We start from the raw sequence: 21253 nt of genomic DNA on the forward strand, positions 1-21253 counted from the left end.
TCGGGCGCGAATTGGCGTAAACGTGTCGCGATGCGCACTCGTTCTTCTCGGCTTCTCGCGGTAACACTTCTCTTTGGCGCAGCAGGATGCTTCGCGGCAGCATGCGGGTCGAGCGACGCGTCCCCGTCGGACGAAGCACGCGGCGACGCGTCCGTCGATGCGAGGGGCGGCGGTGAAAACGATGCCGCCCCGGGGAACGATGCAACGACGCGCGACGATGCCGCGGCGGACGCGGCCGCGGACGGTGCCGGGCAAGGGGGGGACGCAGGATACGACGGCGGCGATGGAGGGTGGCACTCGTGCGTCACCGGTACCGTCGATCTGCCGCGGACACCCGCGTACGCGCGCATCGTGCTCGATGGGTCGCGCCGCATGGACGGCATGGCGACGACGTCGGCCGGCCTGGTGTATGTGGCGGGGGCACGCGACTCCGATAGCCAAAATAGGGAGCGGCCCACCATCCCCGATGGAAGTGGGGACATCGCCAAAGCCGGACAGGGCCCGGTTGCCGCCACCGGGAAAAAGTGGCTTGCGGCGCGCTCCGCGCTCAATTCGGCGTGGAGCGTGCTCCGCCGCAATCCGCCCAATCGCGATCTTGGGATCGGATTTCACGTCATCAACGGCACGACGGACATCGGAGACGATCAACAGGATATCCCCACCGCCGCGGTGGGCGACCCTCAGATGAATGTGCTCACGGCACGCACGGCACCGGTGATCCCGCACAATGGAACCGCGCAGTATCCCATTGGCAACGTTTACCCGAGCGGGGACCTGCCACTGCTGGCCGCGATCAATGGACAGGGTCGGCTTCTGCAGACCTTCGACCCGGCGTCGGCGGACCTTTCGCCGGGCGGACGGCGCTATTTGCTTCTCATCGTCAACGGGACCCCCTCGGACGACAACGTCTCGAACCCCGACGCCAGCGCCTCCGTGCAAGCGCTCGCGCGTCTGCGTGCGGCGAATCCGCCGGTGACGACGTTCGTGATCGGTTTGGGCGATCCGACGGCGAACCCGGCCGACTACGACGAAGTCTTCCTCGGTCACTTGGCCAAGGCGGGCGGTGGGACGGCCTCGGCAGCGTGCAACCCCGATTGGGCCGGTGAGCCGTCGGGCCATCCATGCCACTTTCAGGTCACGCCCGGGAACAAGAGCACGAGCGCTCTGACTTCGGATTTCGTCAACGCACTATTTGCCATTCAGCGCAGGGTCGTCGGCTGCGACTTCGCCTTGCCGTCATCGCACCCTGCCATCGATCCGACACGGTCGAACATCGTGCGAGAGAGTGCTTCGGGGCCGGCGACGCAGATCCCGCACGGCCCTGCAAATGGCTGGACCTTCGACAACGATGCGTCCCCCACCCTGGTCCGTTTTTACGGCAATTCGTGCCAGAGCATCGAAGGTGACTCGGCAGCCAAGGTGCGCCTGGTCCTCGGGTGCAAAACGGACGAAATCGTCATTCCGGTACCGTAACCGCGTATCGAAACTTCGATATGAACGCGCGATTACGCTTGGCCGGTTTTTCGCGCGTTTCGGCAAATTACAGTGTGGCGCTCCAATTGCAGTAACGAGAGACACCTTTTTAGGAGGCTTCTCTCAATGTCCACGTTCGTTCGCTTATCGAGTCTTTCTTTTCTTTTTGCAGCTTTGCTTTCGTCGATCACCGGGTGCAGCAGCAGCGACAACGATGCCGACGTCCAACGCTCGTGTTTCGATCTCGGCGACGCCGTCATCGACGCGTACACGCGCTGCGGGGCGGAGCGCCAAGAAACGTACGACGCGTATTACGCGGAGGCGGGTACGAACTGCTCCCGCGTCGTCCAGATTCGTGACGAGGGTCAACTTCGTCGGTCTTGCTTACCCGACTTGCGATCGATTTCGTGCTCCCAGCTCATGGGAGGCTTGCCCTATTCGTGCCACGAGCAGTTGCTGACCCAGTCGACGGATCTGCACGGAGGAAGCCTGGAACCGAGCGCCGTGGCCGTCGACGGCGGACCCTTTTCGTCGTTGATGGGCAGCGCCTCGGGGGAACTTCGCACGGAACCCTGAATTGAAATCACGCGCCGGTGGCGAGGGCGCGGTCGACGGCGTCGGGCGAGAGAATGTGCTCGATGACCATGACGGCCGCACCGATCACGCCGGCGCGGTCTTCCAGTTCGCTGCGCGCGATGCGGAGGTGGCGCGTGGCCAGCGGCAAGGAGCGGCGATAGAGCTCTTCGCGCACGCCGGCGAGGAGTTGCTCGTGCGCGTGGGCCACGTCGCCGCCGATGACGATGACCCCGGGATTCACCAGGTTGACGGCGGCCGCGAGCACTTGTCCGAGGGCGCGGCCGGCTTCCCGCACCAGCATGGCGGCGTCGCGGTTGCCGCCGCGGGCGAGTTTCACCACGTCGCGGCTGGTGGCCGCGGGGATGCCCATGCCGGTGAGCGCGCGCGCCATGGCGAGACCGCCCGCGACGGCCTCCAGGCAGCCGACGTTGCCGCAGTGGCAGGTGGCATCCTCGCGGTCCGTCACTTGGATGTGACCGATGTCGCCGGCGGCGCCTTGCGCACCGCGGTGGATCGTTCCTCCGGCGACGATGCCGCAACCGATGCCCGAACCGACTTTGACGAATAGAAGGTGCGCGGCGTCGCGCCAGTGCATCCAATGCTCGCCGATGGCCATGATGTTGACGTCGTTGTCCACGAGCACGGGCACCTCGTCGTGGTAACGCGAGAACCAGTTGGGAATGGAGAAGCCATCCCACCCCGGCATGATGGGCGGGTGCACCGCCTGCCCCGTCGCGAACTCGACGGGGCCGGGCACGCCGATGCCAATGCCGCGCACCTCGTTCATGTTGCGGCCGGAGCGATCGACCAAGTCGACGAAGCGATCGCGAACCCAGGTGAGGACGTGCTCCGGCCCCTTGGCGATCTCCAAGTCCGTGGCCAGCTCGATGAGCGGGCGCCCTGCGAGATCCGCCACGGCCAGCCGGCAATGGGTCACGCCCAGATCGGCCACGAGCACGAGGCCCGCGTTCTGGTTGAAGGCGAAGACCGCCGGGGGGCGACCCCCCGTCGACGGATTTTCACCGGCGTCGACGATCAGATCGCGCGCGCGCAAAAGATCGAGGCGCTGCGCCACCGTCGAGCGGGCGAGGCCAGTCACTTCGATCAACTCGGCACGGGTCGTTGCCCGGCCTTGCCGAATGACCTGCAGGAGTGCCCCGGAGCCGGTGACCGGCTGACTGACTAAACGCTCCCGCAACATCGGTTTCGAAACCATAAGGCAAACCTCGACCCCCGAACCACAGTCGAAGCTGTCACGCGGAAGGAAGACCGTCTTCTTTTGACTTATTGCATCACAACTTATGCTTTACAACAAGCAAAAGTCCACGTACCAGTACCATGATGAACTCGACCTTTCGCGTGGCCATTGCCGGAGCAGGGTTCGTGGGCCGCATCCATGCACGTTCGGCGCGGCTCGCCGGGGCACGCTTGGTGGGCATCTCGGCCTCCAGTGCGGAGAGCGCGCGGGCGGCTGCTACCGAGTTGGGCGCGGAGCGCGCGTTCGCATCGTCCGAAGAGCTCGTGACCGCGCCGGACGTGGACGTGGTGCACATCTGCACGCCGAACCATCTGCACGTGCCGCTCACCGAGGCGGCCCTCGCCGCGGGCAAGCACGTCATCTGCGAAAAGCCGCTGGCCCTCGATGTATCGGGTGCCGAACGACTGGTGCTCGCGGAGAGCGCGAGCCGCACCGTGGCCGCCGTCCCCTTCGTGTACCGATTCTATCCGCTGGTGCGTGAGCTGCGCCGACGCGTCACCGCCGGCACGCCGGGCGCGCTGCATCTGATCCACGGCACGTACTTGCAGGATTGGCTGCTCTTGCCGGGCGATCACAACTGGCGCGTCGATGCGGACCTCGGCGGGCGCTCGCGCGCTTTCGCCGACATCGGCTCGCACTGGTGCGATCTCGTCGAATTCGTCACCGGCCACCGCATCGTGCAGCTGTGCGCGGACATGGCGCGCGCACACCGGGAACGCCCCACGGAGGACTTCGTCACCATGTTGTTCGCCACGGATCGGGGCGCCCGCGGCTCGGTGGTGGTGAGCCAGGTTTCCGCGGGCCGAAAGAACCGACTGGCCATCGAGCTCTCCGGGCAGCACGAAACGCTGGTCTTCGATCAAGAGGCGCCCGAAAGCGCATGGATCGGCCGGCGCGACGGCGACCACGTCGTGCGGCGCGATCCCGAGCAGCTTTCCCCCGAGGCCGCACGCTACGTGGTGGCGCCGGGCGGCCACCCGCAAGGCTACGCCGACGCGTTCGATGGCTTCGTCCGCGACGCCTACCAAGCCATGCGCACCGGCGACGTACCGAACGGCCTTCCGCGCTTCGCCGACGGACTGCGTGCCGCACGCATCGTGCAAGCCGTCCTCCGCTCCGCCGAGACGCGCTCTTGGCAGGAGGTGCCGGCGTGAAGCGCGGCGTTCTCACGCGGGTGGTGCGCTGAACATGGCGTCCGCGGGTGGTCCCTTCCTCGAGGTTCGCGGCCTCACCAAGCGGTACCCGGGCGGGACCGCCCTCGACGGCGTCGATTTCGACGTCCACGCGGGCGAGGTGCATTGCCTCCTCGGTGCCAACGGCGCGGGCAAATCGACGCTCATCAAATGCATCTCGGGCGCCGTCGAGCCCACGAGCGGGGAAATCTTGCTCGACGGCGTTCCCTTGCCCGCCGGCAGCCCCTCGGCATCCCTCGCGCGTGGCGTGGCCACCATTTACCAGGAGCTCGACCTCGCACCGGATCTGACGGTGGCCGAGAGCATCTACTTCGGGCGCGAGCCCTGCCGCGGTCCCTTTTTGGACCGACGCGCGATGCGCGCGGGCGCCAAGGCGGTGCTCGCACGCCTTCGCCACGACGACATCGCGGTCGATGCCACGGTGGGGGAGCTCCGGCCGGCGTACCAGCAGATCGTCTCCATTGCGCGGGCCCTCTCGGGCCAGGCGCGCCTGCTCATTTTGGACGAGCCGTCGGCCATCTTGGACGCGTCGGAAATCGAGGCGCTTTTCGCGGTCGTACGCGGCCTCGTCGAGGACGGGACGAGCGTCATCTTCATTTCGCATTTGCTCGGGGAAATCGCCGCCATCGGCCACCGCGTGAGCGTCTTGCGCGATGGGCGCACGGTGGCCTCGGGCCTGCCCGCGTCGACGCCGGCCAGCGAGTTCATCTCGCTCATGGTCGGCAGCGCGGCCAAACCGGCGATGGCCGACCGTGACAGCGTGACCATCGGGCCTGTCGTTCTCTCCGTCCGGGATGTCCGACGCGCCGGCGTGGGGCCCATTCGTTTCGATCTCCGCGAAGGGGAAATCCTCGGCATCGCGGGCCTCGTCGGTGCGGGCCGCACCGAGCTGCTTCGCCTGATCTACGGGCTCGATGCCACCGAGGGCGGCGAGGTGCTCGTGTCGGGCACATCGCTGCCGCGCGGCCGCCCCGATTGCGCGATCGACGCGGGCATGGGCCTCATCCCCGAGGATCGCAAGGCCCAAGGCCTGCTCCTCGATTGGGGACTCGCGGCCAATGCTTCGCTGGCCGCGCTGTCCCAGGTATCGCGCTTCGGCTGGATCGATGTGGGTACCGAGCAAACGCGCGCCCGCGGGCATTTGGACGGCATTGCGACCAAGTACGCCGACATCGAGCAACCGGTACGGGAGCTTTCGGGCGGCAACCAGCAAAAGGTGCTCTTCTCGCGGTGGCTCTTTCGCGCGTGTCGCATTCTCCTGCTCGACGAGCCCACGCGCGGGGTCGACGTCGGCGCCCGCGCCGAGATCTACCGCGTCGTCGGCGAGCTCGCGGCGAAGGGCCTGGCGGTCATCGTCGTCTCGTCCGACTTGTCCGAACTCGTTGCAGTATGCACGCGAATCCTGGTGATGCGGGAGGGAACCGTCGTCGCCGAAGTGGACGGCGCCGACGCGACCGAGCCGCTCTTGCTTCGTCATTGTGTGGAGGCCACGGCATGAACGCCGCCAACGCGATTGCACCGAGAAAAGCCGCATCGAGCTCCGAGCAAGTTCGGCTCCGCCGAATCCAAGATTTCGCCCTCACGTTGGTCCTCGTCCTTCTCGTGGTGGCGGGCGGCGTGCTGCGCGGCGAGCGCTTTCTCACCTACGAGAATCTCAAGGCCACGGTCACGCAGGCGAGCGCCGTCGGCATCCTCGCCATCGGTATGACCTTCATCATCGCCACCGGCGGCATCGATCTGTCCGTCGGCTCGGTGCTCGCATTCGCGGCCATCGCCGGTGGAAAGCTCGCGGGCAGCGGCGATCTCGCCTTCATCGGCGCGGCCCTTCTCGCGGGCACGGTGGCGGGCGCCGTCAATGGCATCGCCGTGGCCTACGGCAAGGTCGTCCCGTTCATCGTGACCTTGGCCATGCTCACCATCGCACGCGGAACGGCACTCTGGATGAGCGACAAAACGCCCATCCCGGTGGGCGAACTCGAGACGCTCCGCTGGTTCGGCGCGGGCCAGGTTCTCGGGGTTCCCGTGCCTGCGTGGACGCTTCTCCTGGTCGCCGCCATCGGCTGGGTGCTGCTGAACCAAACGCGCTACGGCCGCTACGTCGTGGCCATAGGGAGCAACCGCGAGGCCGCGCGCATTGGTGGCGTCCGCGTGCAACGCGTGCTGCTCGGCGTGTACGCCATGACGGGGCTCTGCGCGGGGATTTCCGCGACGCTCCTCACCGGGCGGCTGGCCTCGGCCTCGCCCATCGCGGGCAACTTCTACGAACTCGACGCGATTGCCGCAGTGGTCATCGGGGGGACGAGCCTCGCCGGCGGGAAAGCCACCGTGGTGGGCACCGTGCTCGGCGTGCTCACGTTCGCGGTCATCTTCAACTTGCTCACGCTGCTCGATATGCGCATCGAGATTCAGCAAATCGTCAAAGGCATCATCATTTTTGCGGCCGTGCTGGTGCAGCGCAAGGGCGCGTAGCCAAAGGCCCCATGCGAGGAGACAATCATGCTTGCCCACCGTCGAATCTTGCTCACGGCTTTTGCATCGTTTGCCATCATGGGCTGCGACAAGGCGCCCGCCAAAGGCTCCCCCCAGGGTGAGCGCGTCGCAGCCACGGCCGCCAGCGCGACCAACGGAGCAAACGCGGCGACCGAGGAAAAGGGGGCACCAGGGAAGCCGGTGAAGGTCGCCTTCAGCGCGCCGGGCGCCGACCACGGCTGGCTCGCGGCCATCGTCAAGAATGCGCGCGAAGAGGCCAAGCGGCTCGGCGACGTCACCCTGGAGGTGTCCGAAGGGGCCACCGATCCGGCGTCACAAGCCTCGCAGATCGATGCCCTGGTGGCGGGAAAACCCGACGTGTTGGTGGTTCTGCCCACCGACGGCCAGGCCCTGACTCCGGCGGCACAGGCCGCGATGCGCGCGCGCATCCCCGTGGTGGCGGTGGACCGCGAGCTCTCGAGCCCCTCGGCCTACCGCACGTGGATCGGCGGCGACAACTACGGCATCGGCTTCTCGGCGGGCAACTACATCGCCGAGCAACTCGATTGCAAAGGCAACGTGGTCGAGATCCAAGGCATCGCCGGCATTTCCGTGACCGAGCTGCGCACCAAAGGGTTCAACGAGGCCATCAAGCGCTGCAACAACGGCATTCAAGTCGTCGCGCGCCAGGCGGCGAATTTCCTCCCCGACAAGGGGCTCGAGGTGATGGAGGCCATCCTCCAGGCACAGAAGAAGATTGATGCGGTCTACACGCACGACGACGACATGGCCATGGGCGTGGTGGCTGCGATCCAGAACGCCAAGCGTGACAAGGAGATGTTCGTCACCGGCGCCGGCGGCTCGAAGCGCGCGATGGATCTCGTGAAAAACGGCGGTCTTTACCGAGCAACGTTTCTCTACAACCCGTCGATGGCCGCCTCGGCGATTCGGCTTGCCCGCCTCATCGGACAAGGCAAAGGCCTGCGCGATCTCACCGAGCCCGAGGTGCCGAGCCGCATCCAAGTGCCGGCCACGGCGGTGACGAAAGAGAACGTGAACTCATTCCTATCGTTCGGTTACGAATAAATCGCCCGCTCGAGGGTGCCGAGACGAATAAAACGCCGTGTACGAAAATTTGAACGGAGCACCGGGACGTGGGCACCAGTGCTCCGCATGGAACGTCACAAGTACGTACTCTTCGTCGCATTCGCCCTCGTTCCTGCTCTCGCCGGCTGCCGCGTGAGTGCCACCACCACGCAGGAGGCGAAGGCTCCGCAGCCGCAGCAGCAGGCCTCCCAACGGCATGGGGTCGCCACCCAGGTCATGCAAGCGTCGGACGAGCAATGCGACGGGAAAGCACCAAGTCAATGACGGGGCCGGAAGCGGTGCTAGAGTTCGAGGATGTGTCTGATCTGCATCGAGTTCGACAAGCACAGCATGACCCTCAAAGAGGCGCGGCGCGCGCTCGGTGAAATGCGGGTGAAGCTCGACGCGGCGCATCTCAAAGAGGTGGAGTCCAAGCTCGACGAAGCCGAGGCCGCTCCTCCGGCCCCCAAGACGCCCTGACGCTGCGCCCGCCGCGTTCGAAAGGGCTTGCCCACCTCCAAGGTGCAATGGTTCCTTGCTGAACCATGACCGCTGAAAAGCCCCCGACCACGGCGCAAGATCCGACCACGGCGCAAGATCCCTCCTCCACGCAGGCGGCGCTGACGTACACCTCGTATCTGGCGCTGGACGAAGTCCTGAGTGCCCAGCGGCCGCGCTCCGACGAGCACGATGAAATCCTCTTCATCGTGATTCATCAGGTCTACGAGCTGTGGTTCAAGCAGATCCTGCACGAGCTCGCGTACCTGCAGGAGCGGCTCGAGGCCGGCGATACGCCGCACGCCGTGCGCACGCTGCGCCGGGTTCTCACCATCCTCAAGACGGTGGTCCATCAGATCGACGTCCTGGAGACGATGACCCCCAGCCAATTCACCAGCTTCCGCGCCCGGCTCGAGGCATCGAGCGGCTTTCAATCGGCGCAGTTTCGCGAGCTCGAGGCGGTCCTGGGCCGGCGCGACGAGCGCGTCTTCAAGCATTACCCCGAGGGTAGCGCGGCACGGGAACGCATCGCGAACGCCATGTCGCGCGCCTCGGTGTTCGATTCATTCGTTTGGTACCTGATGATCGAAGGCTACCCCCTGTCGACCAAGCGCGATGTCACCCAGCCGCTGGAGCCTTCGCCCGAGCTCCAGCAGATCCTCTTGCGCGTGTACCAGGACGATGCCGGCCCGGCCAACATCGCCGAGCTTTTGGTCGACCTCGACGAGGGCATCCAGGAATGGCGCTACCGCCACGTGAAAATGGTCGAGCGCACGATTGGTGCAAAAGTAGGCACCGGCGGGTCCGCCGGTGCCGAGTATTTGCGCAAAACCCTGTTCACCCCCATGTTTCCCGACCTTTGGGCGGTACGCAGCGAACTCTAATTCGAACTAGAGTCGAGATTCCGTTCTCAAAACGAAACCAGGGCTGCACCCGCCGCGAGGGCCATGATGAGGAGCCCCGCGATGGTCACCGCTGGCTGATTGAACTTGACCGCGCCGAGATAGAGCACGGCAAAGTCGGCCAAGATCGCGCCCAGTACGATTTGCTGCAGCACTTTACCTCGAATCATGGCCACCTCCGACCTTGGTTCATTCCAGAAAAAGCCATCACTGCAGGAAGAGCCGCACTTCCAGGCCGGCGAGGAAGACGATGAGGAGGCAATACGGAATGGTGCGCTTCATCACCTCTCCTTCCTTGCCGGAGAGTCCCACCATTGCCGTTCCCACGAGAACTTTCGCCGGGGCGATGGAGCTGCCCAGTGAGCCACCAATGGATTGAATGCTCGCGATGGTCACCGTTTCAATGGCCAATGCACGTGCGCTTTCCATTTGGAGGGAGCCGAACATCACGTTGGAGTTCGTATTGCTGCCGGTCATGAACGTTCCCAGCACGCCGATGAAGGGCGAGAAGACCGCAAAGGCCGAGCCCGTACCTGATGCAATCGCGCGACCGAGCAGGGCCGTCATGCCCGCGTCGGTCATGATCAGCGCCATCATCACCATGGTGCAGATCCCGACGCTGGTGCCGATACATTGTGCGTATGTGAGTTTCGCCGCCCGGCCGAACAGGTTCGGACGCCAGCGACCACTTACGCGGCAAATGGCATACGAAATGCCAATAGCGAGAAGGATCAGCGGCGCGGGATGACGCATCAATTCGATGGTTGCGTAATTCTTCTGCGCTTTCGTCACGTAGCCAAGCGCCGTTTCCACTGTCGGATAGTCGAGACCCAATCCGAATTTGACGCGCTTGAGCGCGGGGATCTGCGAAAGCAAGCTCAAGGCGATTACGACGTAGTACGGCAAAAAGGCAAAATGAAAGTTGCCCTCCTCTTTTCCCTTTTCGCCTACAGCATCTTTCTCGTCTTTTACGTCTTTCTCGCTTTCGGAAGAATGAACGTCAATTCCGTTTTTGCCCAGTAGCGAAAGGCGGGACAGAAACCAACCTACGCCACATCCAATCAACCCGGGAAGGATGGACGCCAATTGCGGAACACCACCGACCGTGGCCAACCACATGGCAAGCGCAATGCATGCCCCCATGACCGTGATACCAATGGCACCGCGGCGAACGGCCGGAAATCCGCCCTGCAAATGCGCGACGGCGAAGCCCGTCGCCACGATGGGCACCGCGAATAGAACGGCCATGTGCGGTCCGATGACCTCGCCGTGGATACCGGTTACCAATTGAATCGTATAATACGACGAACCGAGCGAGCCGAACGTTACCGACCATGCGTGCCCGACCAGCACCATGGCGACCGCGTGCACCGCCGGAAATCCCATCGAGACGAGCAGCGGCGTCACCACCGCCACCGGCACGCCGAAGCCTGCGACGCCCTGCATGAACCCGGAAAAGGCCCATCCAACGACGAGCGCCTGCCCCAATGGATTGGAAACCACACGACTCATGGTGCGGCCAATGACCTTGATGCTCCCTAGTCCGTCGACGACGTTGTAAAGGAGCACTGCGGCCCAGATGACAGTGAGCACGAAAAGGCTCAAACTGAGACCTTTTGCGCTGGATATCGCCAGTGAGCGATAACTGGTGCCGAATTGGCCGAGGGCGAGAGTCGCCGCGACGAGGCATGCTGCAGCCCCGGCACGCGGTGCGCTCCATCGCCGGGCCATGATTAGCACCAGCAAGACGAGAATCGGCAGCGATGCTAATGCAACGCCCAATGCAGTCAGCGGAGGGCTTTCCATTTTGATTTACAAGACTGTACTCTCGCATTGCGTACGCAAACAAGTCGCAAACAAGTATTGATTCCTTATTTGCGTGTACGACGCATGACGTCGCAGCTCAGCGGATTGTGCCGCGCACACCCGCACGAAATCCAAATCAGCAATCATGTGCGCCTCAGCGATTCCACCCATGTTTGCTCGCTCAATCCACGTCTCGATGGAACGAAAGGCACCTCTCGGCCAGTCGTGCGTGTGCGCCCATCATCGGGCAGCGACCCGCGTGGGACGTGTGGTATGGGGAAAGTCCGATGAGGTCCCTGCGCCACTCTCTTTGCATCCTGCCTCTTCTTCTTCCTGTCTTTGCCGCATGCGGCAAGAGCCCGCCACCTGCAGCCCCGTCCGCGTCGACCTCCGCGGCCGCAGGCCCCGGTGCACCCGCTTGGATTGCGCGCAGCAACGAGGCTGCGCGCCCGCTGCTCGAAGTGGTTGCAAAATACCGCCCGGAGAGAGCGACGTCGTATGGCTTGGAAGGCTACGACGACCAGGTCGCCGACTTGCGCGACAAGCACGAGGAGCGCCAGCGCGCGGACATGACCCGGGTGAAGGACTCGCTGCAGTCCAAGCTCGCCACGGAAACCGATCCCCTGGTCAAGCAGGACTTGGAGATCCTCGTGCGCGCCGCCGACCAACGCATTCGCGCTTCGGAGGCGCACCAGCGCTACGAGGTGCCGTTCTATCGCGTGACGGAGCGCGTCTTCGACGGCCTGCGCGTCCTGTTGGAGGACCGGATCCCGCCGGCGCGGCAGAAACTCGCACTGACGCGGTTGCGCCGCTACGCGGGGCTCGAGCCCGGGAGCACGCCGTTCACCGAGCTTGCGCGGACCGAGACATCCAATGCGTTGGCCAATCCGGGAACGAGGCTCCCGCCGTCGCGCATCGACGTCGAGAAAGAATTGCAGAACAGCCCCGTCCTCGTCGACGGCATCGACAAGCTCTTTCAGAAATACCACTTGGATGGTTACCAGCCGTCCTTCGCGACATTGAAACAACAGATTGCTGCATATCAAGATTATCTTCGCAAAGAAGTCTTGCCGCGCACGCGCACCGATTTTCGAATGGCGCCAGAAGTTTACGCCGTCGAACTGGAAGGCTTCGGTGTGGATAGGAAGCCGGAGCAGCTCATCGCCCTGGGGCACCAGGGCTTCGATGCGCTCCAAGCCGAGATGCAGAAGGTCGCCGCGCAGATTGCGCGGGCGCGCCACCTGCCCAGCTCCGATTACCGCGATGTGATCCTCGCGCTGAAGAAGGAGCAAATTGCACCGAACGACGTGCTGCCGCTCTACAAGAAGCGGCTGACGGAGGTCGAAGCGATCATCGCGCGCGAGCACCTGGTCACCTTGCCGACCCGTCCCGCGGTCATCCGCTTGGGGAGCGAGGCCGAAAACGCCGCGCTGCCGGCGCCCCACATGAGCGCGCCGCGGCTGATTGGAAATACCGGCGAGAAGGGCGAGTTCATTCTGCCGACGAGCGTCCCGCCTCCGCCGGGCGGCAAGGCCAGCGACGCGCAGATGGACGACTTCAGCTACGCGGCGGCGACGTGGACCCTGACCGCGCACGAAGCGCGCCCGGGCCACGAGCTGCAATTCGCGTCGCTGGTCGAACGAGGCATCTCCCTGGCGCGGGCCATCTTCGCCGCGAACAGCGCGAACATCGAGGGCTGGGGCCTCTATTCGGAGTACATCACGTACCCGTTCATGCCGCCCGAGGGACAGCTCGTGTCACTGCAGTTCCGCCTGCACCGCGCGGCTCGTGTCTTTCTGGATCCCGAGCTGCAGCAGGGCAAGTGGACGCCGGAAGCCGCCCGCGCCTTTCTGCAGAAAGAAGTCGTTCTCTCGCCCGGATTCGCCAACTCCGAAGTGGAGCGCTACACGTACAAAATGCCGGGCCAGGCGACGTCGTATTTCTATGGATACACGCGCATGCTGGAACTGCGGCGCGATGTGGAGGCTCGGGTGGGGGCGACGAAGTTCGATGCGCAGAAGTTCCACGACTTCATTCTGCAGCAGGGGCTCCTGCCGCCGAATCTGCTGCGCGAGGCGGCGCTCAAGGAATTCACCGGGGGAGGCAACTGATGGTGCGCACGTGGGCGATGACGGCGCTTCTCGGCGCACTGGCATGGGGCTGCGTGCGGGAGGCGAAGCCGGTGACCTTTTCGGTCAGCGCGGAGGCACAATCCTTCGGTGAAAAAGGGCCCATTCGCATTGCCATCTGGGACGCGGAGCAGCTCGCACGCGCCGAGAAGACGGCGGACTGCTCCGTCTCCAGCACGGGGGAAACGAATTGCCCGCCGGGCGTCGCCAAGGCCGCCCCCGAGGAGCGCACGGTGACGCGCGAGGAGCTCGCCAAGGGCGTGACCATCGTCAGCAAAACGGTGACCGTGGGCGAACGCTACCGCGTCGACGTCCACGGCCCCGCAGCCGACGGCTGCAACACGACCACGGGCAGGGAGGGCGGCGTCGCCTCGAACGATGCCGTCCAGATCAGCAAGCTCGATCTCGCGCAGACCGAAATGGCCTGCCGCCCGCCGCGCAACTAGATCCGCGACGTGAGGGCGCTCGCCGGCACGAGCTGCTTGCAACGGTCCGCGCAGTTCTTTTCCAGGCTGCAGCACAAAGAGCAGATGGTCCCGGCGTGGAAGGTGCAACCGGCCATGTCGGGCCGCTCGTACGCGCCGCCGCAGACGGTGCAGGTCATGGTTACGCCGGAGAGCAGCCCGTCGACCATGAGCGGCTCGGGGAGATCGTCCTTGCGCGCGATGTAGTAGCGGCCCTTGGTGACGACGGCCGCGATGGGCGAGAGGACGAAGGCGAGCACCAGCGCGATGAACGGGGAAAAGGCCTGCGCCATCTGGCCGAAGACATTGAAGAACGCAAGGATCGACACGATGGACGCGACCACCATGGAGCCGAAGCCCACGGGGTTGAAGTTGTAGAGGTGCGCGCGCTTGAACTCGATGAACGAGGGACTGAGCTTCAAGGGCTTGTTGATCATCAGGTCGGCGGTGACCGCACCGATCCAGGCGATGGCCACGTTGGAATAGAAGCCGAGCACGGCGTTCAAGAAGCCAAAGACGCCCATCTCCATGAGGGCGAGCGCGATGCCCACGTTGAAGAAGATCCAGATGACCCGGCCCGGGTGCCAATGCAGGACGCGCGAGAAGAAGTTGGACCACGAGAGCGAGCCGGAATACGCGTTGGTCACGTTGATCTTGAGCTGCGAAAGGACCACGAAGAACCCGGCCAACCCCACGGCGATGGGTGTGGCAAAGGTGCGAAACCCGGCAATGTATTGTTCGATGGGCTCCCCCGCCTTCACCAGCCCCACGCGATCGGCCACGTAGAACGCCAAAAACGCGCCGCCGAGCTGCTTGAACGCACCGAGGAACACCCAGCCGGGACCGGCCGCGAGCACGGCCGCCCACCACCGCACGGAGTTCTCCTTGGTCTTGTCGGGCATGAAGCGCAGGTAGTCGACCTGCTCGCCGATCTGCGCGATGAGCGAGAGGGCCACGCCGGCTCCGAGGCCGAATCCGAGCGTGCTGAAGCCGCTGCCGCTCGGCGAGTTGCCCGCGAAGTGCGTCCACTCCGCGTATTTGCTCGGCTCCTTGATGGCGATGGCCACGAACGGGGCAAACATGAGCACCAGCCAAATGGGCTGCGTCCACACCTGCAGGCGCGAGAGCGCCGTCATTCCATAGACGACCAGCGGAATCACCACCGTGGCCGCAATGAGGTACCCAATGGGCAGCGGAATGTGGAGCGCCGCCTCCAGGCCCTGCCCCATGATGGAGCCTTCGAGCGCGAAGAAGATGAAGGTGAAGCTCGCGTAGATGATCGACGTGAGGGTCGACCCGAAATAGCCGAACCCGGTACCGCGGGTCAGCAGGTCCATGTCGATGGAGTATTTCGCGGAGTAGTACGCAATGGGGACGCCGGTCACGAAGATGACGACGGCGGCCACCAGGATCGCGGCCAGGGCATTGGAGAATCCATGGGTGATGGCAATGGATCCCCCGATGGCAAAGTCGGCGAGGTAGGCGATGCCGCCGAGGGCCGTGGTGGCCACGACGTACGGGGTCCAGGTGCGAAAGGACTTCGGCGCGTAGCGCAGAGAGTAGTCTTCCAACACCGTATTTTCGGTCCAGCCATTGTATTGGCGGCCCTTTTTTGCAGGCTCGGCCGTGGTGGTGGACTCCCCGCCGACGAACGCGCGATCGACTTTTTGCATGGACGTGCTCCCGTGAGATCCAATACCGGAGCGTAGGGGGCCGCCTATTTCTCGCTTGTTTCCTCCAATTTGCGAGCGCGTATTCTTAACGCGAGATCATCAACGAATGGCGATGATCGCCGCCGCCGTGGCCATGACCACGCCGCTCACGCGATCCACGATGCGCATCGCGGCCGGGGTTCGGAAGAACTTGCGCGCGCGGCCGGCCAGGGCCGCCCAAAACACGTTGACCATGGTCACGATGGCCATCGCCACGGCGAGCAGCGTGCCGAGGTCGAGCCATGTCACGTGGGAGAGGTCCACGATGCTGGGCAACAGCGCCAGATAGAACAGCATCGTCTTCGGGTTGCTCAGCGAGAGCGTGAGTCCGGCGAGGACGAGCCGGCCGCCTTCGCCGGGAACGACTTTGCCTTCGGCCTCGGGATCCGAGGCCTCGCGGCGGGTGCTCCAGAGCTTCACGGCGAGGTAAAGCAGGTACGCGATGCCCGCGTATTTGATGGCCATGAACACCGGCTGGGCCCTATCGGCCAAGGTGGCCGCGCCCATCGCCGCGCACGAGAGCCAGACGACCTCGCCACAGAGGATGCCCAGGTGGAGCATGGGCGCTCCGCGGTAACCGCGGCCGAGGACGCGTGCAACGACGGTCATCGTGGTGGGGCCGGGCGAAACCGCCGCGACGCCCAGGGTGGCCGCAAACAAGACGAGCGAAGATCCGAGCATGAGAGCCTCTTGTCGCCCAAGCTTTCCTTGGGCTCGAGGCAGACAATGAGGCTCGGCGCCTTCAGCGACAACGAAGAAACTTGGGCCTACACATAAGGTAGCCTTATGTATCGCCGCTGCGCGAAGCTCACGGTGAGACCGTTGCGGCCAACTGGTCCCAGGGTACCCAATAGGAATAGACGGCCTGCCATCGACCGTCGCGCCGCACGAAGACTTGCGTGAAGGCCGCCACGTTCAAGACCTCCCCCGCTTCGGTGCGAAAGTGGGATCGCTGGACCCCCGACACGACGCCGGTTTCGCCGAACACGTGTGCGCCGAGCGACTCGCCCTCGACGGAGACGATGGTCCCCGTGGAGGAGCGGACCCATTCGAGAAACGCCGCACGGCTCATTTCGGGCATGCCTGGCCCCAGCGTGACGAACTCGGGGGCGAGGATCGCTTCGAGCAGAGCGGGCTCGGAGTTGCGAAAGGCAATGAACCCAAGCTGGGTCATTTCGAGAAGCTGCGATTGGTCGTCATTCATGGCTTGCCTGTCTACTTACACGACGTGGGGTCGAGCGCCCGCACGATGCTCGCGACGATCTCGTCGGGTGTGCCCGTGATGGGAACGGCCACGATCTCCTCGTCGGCCTGGGGCGGCTCCAGATCGCGGAATTGGCTATCGAGCAAATGTTCCTTGAAGAAGTGCCCTTTTCGCTCGGACAATCGCCGAGCAATCGTCGCGCGATCGCCGTCCAAGAGGACGATGCGCAACTCCGGGCGGCCGCGGCGCAAGAAGTCGCGGTAGCGGCGCTTCAACGCCGAACAGGTGACCACGGCCGATTCGCCCTTGGCGATGCGCTCGTCCGCGTAATCGGCAATGCGTTGCAACCACGGCGCGCGATCGTCGTCGTTCAGCGGCGTGCCGGCGGCCATTTTGGCGATGTTCTCCGGTGGATGAAACTCGTCGGCCTCGCCGTATGCGCAGCCCCATTGCTGGGCCAGGGCTTTCCCCACCGTCGTTTTTCCGCTGCCCGATACGCCCGCGACGATGACGATCATTCGGAGGGCTCCGTCACCACCGCATCCTCGCTGCGCCCCACTTTGTTGTACCCGTCGAGGGCGGCCACTTTGTAGCACTCGGCAAAGGTTGGATAATTGAAGACGTTGCCCACGAAGTAATCGATGGTCCCCCCGAACGCGAGCACCGCTTGACCGATGTGCACGAGCTCCGTGGCGCTGGTGCCGATGATGTGCACGCCGAGAAGGCGCCGCGTTTCGCGATGAAAGAGCAATTTGAGCAACCCCGAATCGTCGCCCAACATGACGCCGCGAACGATTTCGCGGTAGCGCGCAATGCCGGTTTCGTAGGGAATGCCCTCGGCGGTGAGCTCCTCTTCGTGACGGCCCACCATGCTGATCTCGGGGACCGCATAGATGCCGAACGGCAGAAGCTCCGGCATGGACGCCGCCGTCAGCCCGAAGGCATGGCACGCGGCCAGGCGGCCCTGCTCGGACGACGTGGAGGCGAGCGCGGGGAACCCAATGAGATCGCCCACGGCATAGATGTGCGGCACCGTCGTGCGGAAGTGCGCGTCCACCTTCACGCGACCGCGCGCATCGGCCTCGAGCCCCGCTTGGTCGAGTTGCAAGCTCGCGCTCATGCCCACCCGCCCCACGGAATAGAGGAGCACCTCGCTCACGATCTTCTTGCCCGATTTGAGCGTGGCCACCGCGCGCTGGGGGCCCTCGACCTGCACCTTGTCCACCTCTTCACCGAGGCGGAGCGTCGCGCCCATGCCGCGCATTTGGTACGAGAGCGATTCGGCGATCTCGGAATCGACGAAGTCGAGCAGGCGGGGGCGCTTGTCGACCAAGGTGACCTTCACCCCGAGCGCCGCGAACATGGACGCGTACTCGATGCCGATGACCCCAGCCCCCACCACGGTCATCGTGCGCGGCAGCGCGTTGAGGCCCAGCACATTGTCGCTGGTGATGACGGTTTGGCCATCGACCTCCACGTCGGGCGGGCGCGCCGCCTCCGTTCCCGTGGCGAGCACGATGAACTTCGCCCGCAGGTGCGTGGTGCCGCTGTCGCTCTCCACCTCGACGTCGTGCGGGCCGATGAAGTGACCGCGCCCGCGCAGCACGGAAATGCCGTTGCGCCGCAGTTGATCGCGCACCACCTCGGCCTGCGTTTTGAGCACGTGCTCGCAGTGAAAGATGAGGTCCGCAATCGTGACGTCCTCCTTCACGTGGTACGACTGCCCATAGAGGTGGCGCTGCCGCAGGCCGGTGAGGTGAAGCACCGCCTCGCGGAAGGTCTTCGACGGGATGGTGCCGGTGTTCATGCACACCCCGCCGAGCCGCGGACTATGTTCGCAAAGGGCTACCTTTTTGCCGAGCTTTGCAGCCTGCACGGCGGCGCGCTGTCCACTGGGGCCGCTACCGATGACGAGCAAATCGAGGTCGAGCATCGCCGACCATTGTCGATGCGTTGCGTCGGAGGATCAACCACCGCGAAGCTGTTTGATCGCCTTGGCAACGTCCGTCCCGGTCGCATTCGCGCCGGTCGATTTCAAGTGCTTCATCGCCACGCCGGTGGCCTGCCCTTCGCTTTTTGCCCCGCGAATCGCGTCGAGCACCGGGGCCAGCGCCTCGGCGATCGCGTCCACGCTCATGCTCGCCGGCAGGAACGACTGGAGAAGTGCGATTTCCTTTTGCAGGGTGGCGCGCTGCTCCGGCGCCTCGGACATCGAGAGCGTCTCCTCGTTCGACTTGATGAGCTTTCGCAGCACGGTCACCGCGTCCTCGTCGGTGACCTCGCGCTCGCTTCGCACGCCAGCCATTTGAATCTCGCCGAGCGCAAGGCGCAAAATGTTGGATGCATCGTGATCCTTCGCCTTCATCGCCTCGAGCGCACGCGCCTTGATGGTGTCGACCAGCATCCCCCGGTCATAGCACACGGGTCCCCCCCCAAGAACCCGTGCCCGTGCCCGTGCCCCTGCCCGTCCCCGCTAATCCCTGATCCGCGCCACGAACCCGCCCCGCGCCAGCAGCGGGACGTCGATCTTCTCGGCCGCGGTCACCTGACGCGTCGAGCTCGTGAGGTGGCGCGGCTCGGCTCCATCTTGGACGAACGAGATGGTGTGCGTCCCCTTCCCGTCCTGCCCGAGGAACGACAGGTCGAGCTGGAAGGTCTGCGGCGTCTCCAGCCCGCTGATGCCGCCCAGGTACCAGCCGTCCTTCCCGCGTCGCGCGAGCACGACGAGCTTGCCCGGCTCACCCGCGAGCCACTTCGTGTCCTCCCACGCGGACGGCGCCGCCTTGAGGAAGTCGCGCGCGAAATCCGGAAGCGCATGGTACGAGTTCACCGAGTCCGCGTAGTGCTGCAGCGAGGATTCGAACACGACGGACAGCGCGAGCTCGTGCCCGTCGGTGGTGATGCGCGGATAGCGATGATCGGTAAAGGTCACCGGTGTGTAATCCATGCCGCCCACCACGTTGCGGGTGTAGGCGAGGACGGTGTTTTCCCACGCCGCCTTCTGCGGATAATCGGAGCGGAACTTGTATTGCTCCGCACCGGGCACGCCCTCCATGGTCATCAAGTTGGGGTACGTGCGCGACCAACCGCGGGGCAAGGTGCAGCCGTGGACGTCGACCATCAATTGGTAATCGGCGGCATCGCGCAGCAATTCGATGTATTGCTGCATGCGGTCCTGTTTGTCGCTTTGCCAGAAGTCGACCTTGACGCCCTTCACGCCCCATTGCTGCAGCTTGGCGAATTCGGCGCGGCGCACGTCGCGAATGTGCATCAGCTCGCGCGGCTGCTCGGTGACGTCGTTGTGCGGGCCACCGGAATTGTACCAGAGCAAAATGCCAATGTTCTTCTCCTTGGCATGCGCCAAAATACGCTGCAGCGCCGCCGGGTCCATCAAGTTCCAATTCGCGTCGATGAGCGAATACTCCCAGCCCATCTCCGCCGAAAGATCGATGAACGACTTGAGCGCCGTCTCGTTGCGCGGGCTATCGTCGTCGGACCACCAGCTCCAGGACACGCGCCCGGGTTTGATCCAACTCGCATCGGCCACCTTCGAGGGCGCCGAAACGTCATCGATCAAGGTGGACTCGGCGATGGTCTTCGGCGACGAGCCGGTGACCAGCACGCGCCACGGCAAGGTCCACGGAAGCGTCGATTCGGGCTCCACCGCACCGACGCCCTTTCCTTCGCCCGCGTCGGAATATCGAATGCGGTATTGCCCATCGGGCGCCGCCGATTGAAGGCGCGTCCCCGCGTTGGCCTCGGAGATGTCCGCCTCGCTCAGCAGCAGCCACTCGGAACCGACTTGAAAGAGCGCGGGAAATGCCCAACCCGATTCGCTCGGCGATGTCGCCCCGGAGGTGGTGCCGAGGTAGAGCTCCTCGTACGCAGGCGAGTAGCGCGTGGGCGTCTGCATGGGCGTGATCCACGCGTTCGAGCCGGCAGGAACGTGGAAACCGGTGGTCTCCTCGAGGAGCTTGTGCGGCTGCGCATCCTGCTCGGGAAACCGGTAGCGGAACGCGAGGCCGTCGTTGGTGACGTGCACCACCAGCTCGACGCGCGCGCCCTGCGCATTGGCGAAGGCGAAGACCTGTTCGCGCGCGTGATGGTGAATCGCGCGCCGCTTTCCGTGCGCGGCCACGTAATCGTCCTTCGTGATCACGGCCGGGCCGGCATAGAGGAACTCCAAGCCGTCGAGGAAACTCTGATCGTCGCGACGAACGCCAAGCGGCGACGAAAGGACCACGTCGTGACGTGCTCCATCGTGGTGGCGGCTGACGGAGTACGTCAGCGCGCCATTGTCATTTCGCAGTTCGAATTTCAGCTCGCCGTTCGGCGACGCCACCGTCCATTGATCCTGACGGGACGAGCACGAAGCAGCTGCACCGGCGACGAAGAGGGCGCACCCAACTACCCGTATGAAGGAATGCATGGATGCACCGTACGATCAAAACATCCTATCTTTAAGCCTCAATTCCATCCCAAC

General features: G+C 64.6%; 21 protein-coding genes. 11 read left to right on the top strand and 10 right to left on the bottom strand.

All coding sequences use genetic code 11. The annotated features are described in order from the left end of the window. Positions 1 to 30: 30 nt before the first annotated feature. Both LVJ94_43750 and LVJ94_43755 read left to right on the top strand, forming a co-directional pair. Positions 31 to 1473, top strand: a complete 1443-nt coding sequence (locus LVJ94_43750) for a hypothetical protein (GenBank protein WXB03808.1) — start codon at positions 31 to 33, stop codon at positions 1471 to 1473. A gap of 126 nt (positions 1474 to 1599) precedes the next feature. Continuing rightward, positions 1600 to 2049: a hypothetical protein gene (locus LVJ94_43755; GenBank protein ID WXB03809.1), complete on the top strand. Its 450-nt coding sequence runs from the start codon at positions 1600 to 1602 to the stop codon at positions 2047 to 2049. A 7-nt stretch (positions 2050 to 2056) separates the two neighbouring features. Here LVJ94_43755 and LVJ94_43760 read toward each other — a convergent pair whose 3' ends face one another. Further along, positions 2057 to 3250, bottom strand: coding sequence for an ROK family protein (locus LVJ94_43760; GenBank protein ID WXB03810.1), 1194 nt, complete (start codon positions 3248 to 3250; stop codon positions 2057 to 2059). Between the two features lie 137 nt (positions 3251 to 3387). On the opposite strand from LVJ94_43760, the gene LVJ94_43765 reads away from it, so the two are divergent. From LVJ94_43765 to LVJ94_43795, 7 genes are all read left to right on the top strand, one after another. Continuing rightward, positions 3388 to 4461: a Gfo/Idh/MocA family oxidoreductase gene (locus tag LVJ94_43765; protein WXB03811.1), complete on the top strand. Its 1074-nt coding sequence runs from the start codon at positions 3388 to 3390 to the stop codon at positions 4459 to 4461. A 34-nt stretch (positions 4462 to 4495) separates the two neighbouring features. Continuing rightward, on the top strand, positions 4496 to 5998 hold the full coding sequence (locus tag LVJ94_43770) for a sugar ABC transporter ATP-binding protein (protein ID WXB03812.1): 1503 nt from the start codon (positions 4496 to 4498) through the stop codon (positions 5996 to 5998). Next, positions 5995 to 6969, top strand: coding sequence for an ABC transporter permease (locus tag LVJ94_43775; protein ID WXB03813.1), 975 nt, complete (start codon positions 5995 to 5997; stop codon positions 6967 to 6969). Before LVJ94_43770 ends, LVJ94_43775 begins: the two co-directional genes overlap by 4 nt. 27 nt (positions 6970 to 6996) lie before the next feature. Next, complete coding sequence (locus LVJ94_43780; GenBank protein ID WXB03814.1) at positions 6997 to 8055, top strand: substrate-binding domain-containing protein; 1059 nt, start codon at positions 6997 to 6999, stop codon at positions 8053 to 8055. An 87-nt stretch (positions 8056 to 8142) separates the two neighbouring features. Then, positions 8143 to 8340, top strand: coding sequence for a hypothetical protein (locus LVJ94_43785; GenBank protein ID WXB03815.1), 198 nt, complete (start codon positions 8143 to 8145; stop codon positions 8338 to 8340). 30 nt (positions 8341 to 8370) lie between these two features. Beyond that, positions 8371 to 8535 (top strand): hypothetical protein, encoded by a 165-nt coding sequence (locus LVJ94_43790; protein ID WXB03816.1) that lies wholly within the window; start codon positions 8371 to 8373, stop codon positions 8533 to 8535. A 65-nt stretch (positions 8536 to 8600) separates the two neighbouring features. Further along, positions 8601 to 9437 carry a tryptophan 2,3-dioxygenase family protein gene (locus LVJ94_43795; protein ID WXB03817.1) on the top strand — a complete coding sequence of 279 codons (837 nt, stop codon included), beginning with the start codon at positions 8601 to 8603 and terminating at the stop codon, positions 9435 to 9437. A gap of 26 nt (positions 9438 to 9463) precedes the next feature. Here the strand turns inward: LVJ94_43795 and LVJ94_43800 are convergent, their stop codons facing one another. Together LVJ94_43800 and LVJ94_43805 are read right to left on the bottom strand one after the other, a co-directional pair. Next, positions 9464 to 9625 carry a hypothetical protein gene (locus tag LVJ94_43800; protein ID WXB03818.1) on the bottom strand — a complete coding sequence of 54 codons (162 nt, stop codon included), beginning with the start codon at positions 9623 to 9625 and terminating at the stop codon, positions 9464 to 9466. 37 nt (positions 9626 to 9662) lie between these two features. Continuing rightward, a complete protein-coding gene (locus LVJ94_43805; GenBank protein WXB03819.1) occupies positions 9663 to 11186 on the bottom strand; it encodes an L-lactate permease in 1524 nt (507 codons plus the stop codon). A gap of 362 nt (positions 11187 to 11548) precedes the next feature. Here LVJ94_43805 and LVJ94_43810 point away from each other — a divergent pair, with 362 nt between their 5' ends. Next, on the top strand, positions 11549 to 13372 hold the full coding sequence (locus tag LVJ94_43810) for a DUF885 domain-containing protein (GenBank protein WXB03820.1): 1824 nt from the start codon (positions 11549 to 11551) through the stop codon (positions 13370 to 13372). Then, positions 13372 to 13836, top strand: a complete 465-nt coding sequence (locus LVJ94_43815) for a hypothetical protein (protein WXB03821.1) — start codon at positions 13372 to 13374, stop codon at positions 13834 to 13836. The genes LVJ94_43810 and LVJ94_43815 overlap by 1 nt, the downstream gene beginning before the upstream one ends. Here LVJ94_43815 and LVJ94_43820 read toward each other — a convergent pair. From LVJ94_43820 to LVJ94_43850, 7 genes are all read right to left on the bottom strand, one after another. Further along, positions 13833 to 15527 (bottom strand): hypothetical protein, encoded by a 1695-nt coding sequence (locus LVJ94_43820; GenBank protein WXB03822.1) that lies wholly within the window; start codon positions 15525 to 15527, stop codon positions 13833 to 13835. The two genes, LVJ94_43815 and LVJ94_43820, sit on opposite strands and share 4 nt — an antisense overlap. 99 nt (positions 15528 to 15626) lie before the next feature. Then, on the bottom strand, positions 15627 to 16247 hold the full coding sequence (locus tag LVJ94_43825; protein WXB03823.1) for a LysE family translocator: 621 nt from the start codon (positions 16245 to 16247) through the stop codon (positions 15627 to 15629). Positions 16248 to 16374: 127 nt separating this feature from the next. Beyond that, on the bottom strand, positions 16375 to 16770 hold the full coding sequence (locus LVJ94_43830) for a nuclear transport factor 2 family protein (GenBank protein WXB03824.1): 396 nt from the start codon (positions 16768 to 16770) through the stop codon (positions 16375 to 16377). An 11-nt stretch (positions 16771 to 16781) separates the two neighbouring features. Next, positions 16782 to 17288 (bottom strand): gluconokinase, encoded by a 507-nt coding sequence (locus LVJ94_43835; protein ID WXB03825.1) that lies wholly within the window; start codon positions 17286 to 17288, stop codon positions 16782 to 16784. Further along, on the bottom strand, positions 17285 to 18703 hold the full coding sequence (sthA, locus tag LVJ94_43840) for a Si-specific NAD(P)(+) transhydrogenase (protein WXB03826.1): 1419 nt from the start codon (positions 18701 to 18703) through the stop codon (positions 17285 to 17287). The genes LVJ94_43835 and sthA overlap by 4 nt, the downstream gene beginning before the upstream one ends. Before the next feature lie 33 nt (positions 18704 to 18736). Then, a complete protein-coding gene (locus LVJ94_43845; GenBank protein ID WXB03827.1) occupies positions 18737 to 19174 on the bottom strand; it encodes a GatB/YqeY domain-containing protein in 438 nt (145 codons plus the stop codon). A gap of 69 nt (positions 19175 to 19243) precedes the next feature. Continuing rightward, a complete protein-coding gene (locus tag LVJ94_43850) occupies positions 19244 to 21199 on the bottom strand; it encodes a glycoside hydrolase family 97 protein (protein WXB03828.1) in 1956 nt (651 codons plus the stop codon). Positions 21200 to 21253 lie beyond the last annotated feature (54 nt).

Source organism: Sorangiineae bacterium MSr11367 (assembly GCA_037157805.1).
In the GTDB taxonomy this organism is placed as follows: domain Bacteria; phylum Myxococcota_A; class Polyangia; order Polyangiales; family Polyangiaceae; genus Pendulispora; species Pendulispora rubella.

Coding starts and splice junctions, on each gene's coding strand:
- LVJ94_43800 (WXB03818.1), bottom strand. CDS start 9,625: ATGATTCGAGGTAAAGTGCTGCAGCAAATCGTACTGGGCGCGATCTTG.
- LVJ94_43835 (WXB03825.1), bottom strand. CDS start 17,288: ATGATCGTCATCGTCGCGGGCGTATCGGGCAGCGGAAAAACGACGGTG.
- LVJ94_43770 (WXB03812.1), top strand. CDS start 4,496: ATGGCGTCCGCGGGTGGTCCCTTCCTCGAGGTTCGCGGCCTCACCAAG.
- LVJ94_43780 (WXB03814.1), top strand. CDS start 6,997: ATGCTTGCCCACCGTCGAATCTTGCTCACGGCTTTTGCATCGTTTGCC.
- LVJ94_43825 (WXB03823.1), bottom strand. CDS start 16,247: ATGCTCGGATCTTCGCTCGTCTTGTTTGCGGCCACCCTGGGCGTCGCG.
- LVJ94_43845 (WXB03827.1), bottom strand. CDS start 19,174: ATGCTGGTCGACACCATCAAGGCGCGTGCGCTCGAGGCGATGAAGGCG.
- LVJ94_43785 (WXB03815.1), top strand. CDS start 8,143: ATGGAACGTCACAAGTACGTACTCTTCGTCGCATTCGCCCTCGTTCCT.
- LVJ94_43750 (WXB03808.1), top strand. CDS start 31: ATGCGCACTCGTTCTTCTCGGCTTCTCGCGGTAACACTTCTCTTTGGC.
- LVJ94_43815 (WXB03821.1), top strand. CDS start 13,372: ATGGTGCGCACGTGGGCGATGACGGCGCTTCTCGGCGCACTGGCATGG.
- LVJ94_43810 (WXB03820.1), top strand. CDS start 11,549: ATGAGGTCCCTGCGCCACTCTCTTTGCATCCTGCCTCTTCTTCTTCCT.
- LVJ94_43850 (WXB03828.1), bottom strand. CDS start 21,199: ATGCATTCCTTCATACGGGTAGTTGGGTGCGCCCTCTTCGTCGCCGGT.
- LVJ94_43805 (WXB03819.1), bottom strand. CDS start 11,186: ATGGCCCGGCGATGGAGCGCACCGCGTGCCGGGGCTGCAGCATGCCTC.
- LVJ94_43790 (WXB03816.1), top strand. CDS start 8,371: ATGTGTCTGATCTGCATCGAGTTCGACAAGCACAGCATGACCCTCAAA.
- LVJ94_43820 (WXB03822.1), bottom strand. CDS start 15,527: ATGCAAAAAGTCGATCGCGCGTTCGTCGGCGGGGAGTCCACCACCACG.
- sthA (WXB03826.1), bottom strand. CDS start 18,703: ATGCTCGACCTCGATTTGCTCGTCATCGGTAGCGGCCCCAGTGGACAG.
- LVJ94_43775 (WXB03813.1), top strand. CDS start 5,995: ATGAACGCCGCCAACGCGATTGCACCGAGAAAAGCCGCATCGAGCTCC.
- LVJ94_43760 (WXB03810.1), bottom strand. CDS start 3,250: ATGTTGCGGGAGCGTTTAGTCAGTCAGCCGGTCACCGGCTCCGGGGCA.
- LVJ94_43755 (WXB03809.1), top strand. CDS start 1,600: ATGTCCACGTTCGTTCGCTTATCGAGTCTTTCTTTTCTTTTTGCAGCT.
- LVJ94_43765 (WXB03811.1), top strand. CDS start 3,388: ATGATGAACTCGACCTTTCGCGTGGCCATTGCCGGAGCAGGGTTCGTG.
- LVJ94_43830 (WXB03824.1), bottom strand. CDS start 16,770: ATGAATGACGACCAATCGCAGCTTCTCGAAATGACCCAGCTTGGGTTC.
- LVJ94_43795 (WXB03817.1), top strand. CDS start 8,601: ATGACCGCTGAAAAGCCCCCGACCACGGCGCAAGATCCGACCACGGCG.